At 41.2% G+C, this 2305-nt stretch carries 4 protein-coding genes; 1 reads left to right on the top strand and 3 read right to left on the bottom strand.

The features are described from left to right. Positions 1–280: 280 nt before the first annotated feature. From WEIDD23_RS04450 to WEIDD23_RS04440, 3 genes are all read right to left on the bottom strand, one after another. The gene (locus WEIDD23_RS04450) at positions 281–667 is read right to left on the bottom strand and encodes a hypothetical protein (protein ID WP_010369882.1); all 387 of its coding nucleotides are present in this window, start codon (positions 665–667) and stop codon (positions 281–283) included. A gap of 15 nt (positions 668–682) precedes the next feature. Next, positions 683–1084 carry a CvfD/Ygs/GSP13 family RNA-binding post-transcriptional regulator gene (locus WEIDD23_RS04445; protein WP_010369879.1) on the bottom strand — a complete coding sequence of 134 codons (402 nt, stop codon included), beginning with the start codon at positions 1082–1084 and terminating at the stop codon, positions 683–685. Positions 1085–1146: 62 nt separating this feature from the next. After that, on the bottom strand, positions 1147–1728 hold the full coding sequence (locus WEIDD23_RS04440; protein WP_010369876.1) for a peptidylprolyl isomerase: 582 nt from the start codon (positions 1726–1728) through the stop codon (positions 1147–1149). Positions 1729–1875: 147 nt separating this feature from the next. Here WEIDD23_RS04440 and WEIDD23_RS04435 point away from each other — a divergent pair. Next, positions 1876–2305 (top strand): VTT domain-containing protein (locus tag WEIDD23_RS04435; protein WP_062358793.1); only part of this gene is annotated, 430 nt, incomplete at its 3' end.

The following is a 2305-nucleotide window of genomic DNA, read 5'->3' as shown; positions in this document are numbered from 1 at the left end:
AAAGAACTATCTCGTTGTCGCTCATCAGCAACGTTATTTATATTACCAGGTTAGTAACTTAATGTCAACAACTTATTTTAGTAAGTTCTAACTCGTTAACCGAGAAACATATATTCCGTCGCAAGCAACTTTTATATCTTACCTAATCAAAATTAATTTGTCAACAACCAATTTCAATTCGATTTGATTGGTTTTGCAATTGAATTGTATTCCCTGCAAAACTCAACTTAAATATAATACCCAATCTACGAATATTTTGCAACCCCTAATTTAAAATAAACTAATCTAGTCGTGCCACACCTGTCATATCAACATTCGTAAGCAAACCTGCTGCATCTTTTGCATTCATAAATTGCAATCCCAGCAGTGCCAATCGATCCATATTAAAATCTGTTGTATCAATTGGTTCGAAGGTATACAACGAAATTAAATCTTCCGCGGTCTCTAATCCCTTACCATGCCAGGCCGCTAATTCGCCCAGCCGTAAGTTATCTAAATTAATGCCTAGTTCCCCTTTCATACCAGTTAAAATTGAACCCAACGCTGTATCCCCAGCATGTTTGTGCATCTTCACTGTGTAAAAGCGTGGTGTTGGCACCTCATCAGTCACTAAAAAATAAGACTGATCATTTCGCGTAAATACAATTGTCCCAGCAATCATTGACATGTCTCTTCCCCCTATTTATCGTTGTTTCGTTTTCAAACGATCGAGCGCCTCATTAATCATAGCATCCCGTGTTGTCGCAATGCTATCAAAGCCTATTGTTAAATGCTGATTTGTCCAGTAATGGTGATGCCAATTATCCACACGTTGATTGTCGCGATCGGATTTCACAACTTGGCCACCATCTAAAACACTGCGCCGTGATAATGAAATCTTCTGATTGTACTGATCAATATCCAGTACCATCACTTTTATCACCTGACCAACATGCAATTCATCCCCCACATGTCGAATAAATGCTGAACGACACTCAGAGATATGAATCAGTCCTTGCGTATGTTCGTCTAACTGTACAAAAGCCCCATATGGTTGAATACCAGTAACCGTTCCTTCTACTACATCCCCAATACGATATGTCATTGGTGCCACTCCTTAACCATTAGTCTATCTTCTATATGTATCCCGGCACGCCGGGTAATCGATTAAGCAATCGTTGCCTTAATGATCTTAATAGCTTCTACTGGCTTGTCCGCATAGTCAACACGAACCTTAGCCATATCATCAACAACGTCCATACCTTCAACAACATGCCCAAAGACAGTATGACGCTTATCAAGCCATGGCGTACCACCTTGTGCACCATATGCTGTCACAACTTCGTCAGGGACTAAGCCATTTAATTGACGCAACATGTTTGCTGGGACACGTGAAGCTTGCACAATGAAGAATTGTGAGCCGTTTGTATTTGGACCAGCATTGGCCATTGACAATGCACCACGCAAATTAAAGACTTCGTCAGAGAACTCATCTTCAAACGCGTCACCCCAAAGTGACTCACCACCCATACCAGTACCAGTTGGGTCACCACCTTGAATCATAAAGTCGCTAATCACACGGTGGAAGATAATCCCATCGTAGTAGCCCTTTTCAATCAAGCCAACAAAGTTTTCTACTGTCTTTGGTGCTTGTGCCGGGAACAATTGGATCTTAATCGTTCCCTTTGACGTCTCAAGCACAGCAACAGGTCCGTCTACCGCTGCCAAATCAAATTGTGGCAATGCCATATTTATTTTCCTCACACATTCTTCAATATATTCCTTAGCTATTATAGCATAATCATTAAGGCGTCTTTCAAGCGTCGTAAAACGTGCTAAACTTAGTACTAGTTGTCATTCGACAGGATATATAAATATACGGGAGTAGAAATCGACATGGTTCACATCATTGATTTGTTCCTTCACCTCGATGTTCATTTGAACAACTTGGTGAATGCCTGGGGTGTTTGGTCATACGTCGCCTTGTTTGCGGTTATCTTTATCGAGACGGGCTCAGTTATTTTCCCATTCCTACCAGGTGATTCGCTACTGTTTGCGGCTGGATCTATTTCAGCGCTACATGGTAGCATTTTAAACCACTGGGTCTTAATGATTATGTTCTGGATTGCTGCTGTTTCAGGTGATTCATTGAACTTTTTCCTCGGCCGAACAGTTGGTCTGAAACTAGTTAAACACCCGCTGCTTGGTCGGTTTATCAAAGATGAACACTTGGCAGAAGCCAACGACTTTTTCGTTAAACACGGTAAGATGGCTGTTATCTTAGGTCGTTTCCTACCAATCATTCGTACCTTAGTGCCATTTACAG

Origin of the sequence: Weissella sp. DD23 (assembly GCF_001579105.1) — a bacterium.
Taxonomy (GTDB): Bacteria; Bacillota; Bacilli; order Lactobacillales; family Lactobacillaceae; genus Weissella; species Weissella cibaria.
The sequence above is the reverse complement of the archived record's forward strand: the minus strand, read 5'-3'. Positions and strand labels throughout refer to the sequence as shown.